This window comes from Sphingobium sp. PNB (assembly GCF_019873065.1).
Taxonomy (GTDB): domain Bacteria; phylum Pseudomonadota; class Alphaproteobacteria; order Sphingomonadales; family Sphingomonadaceae; genus Sphingobium; species Sphingobium fuliginis.
In genome coordinates, this window is sequence record NZ_JAINEZ010000227.1 from 1 (window position 1) to 763 (window position 763).

The 763-nt window shown below is 56.2% G+C and carries 1 pseudogene; it reads right to left on the reverse strand.

Annotated features, from left to right (window positions below):
- Positions 1-167 precede the first annotated feature (167 nt).
- Positions 168-763, reverse strand: a pseudogene (locus tag K7W03_RS27545) (IS701 family transposase); the annotation flags it as partial.

The window sequence follows — 763 nt, forward strand, 5'->3', positions numbered from 1 at the left end:
GATAGCCGTTCATTGCGTGCCTTCCTGGAAAAGGGATCAAACCCTTATAAAACCTAGGATTTCGCACTTCGAAATAGAATCCACCCGCTTACAGGCTCAATAGTCGATAATAAACATTATGTTAAATCAATGCGCTGGCGGCACGAATCTTGCATAAGTGTCTGCGCCGGGTTCTTCGCCCAGGAGCCGAAGTAATGATCGGATTTGACCCCAAGGAAATAGCCCGTGCAGGCTTGGCGCACCGCGCCTTCGACGTCGCCTAGGCCATATACCGCATCTGCCGCTACCCATGAAAAGGGTACATCCGCCGCCAGCGCACGCCTTATCATCTCGACCCAAGGCGGGCTTGGCGGCAAAGGACACAGTCTCTGGAACATGGGTGGCGGCAAGCTTTGTCCGATCACCAGTCCAGCTCTTGGGCAAGTAGAGGGCTCGATCGACAAAGGCATGACCCCGAGCCGAAACATAGGTCGCGAACACCGATCTGGCAGTTTGTTGTCTTGCCTGCCGAACCGGTATATTGGTGTGCGACACCGCAGGTGGCATCGCCCTTCTTAAGGAAGCCGGTCTCGTCGATGGCCAGAACAGCGTCATCTGGGGCAAGGTTCTCTACGACATAGTCACGCACGATGTCTTGAAGACCGTCTGCGTCCCAGCGCCCGCGACCCAGAATGGCCTGCTGTCGCCAGGGCTCAGGATCTCCGGCCGCCTCTGCACGCATCCATCCTGTTTTGCGCCGTTTCTCACCCAACAAACCATCCAG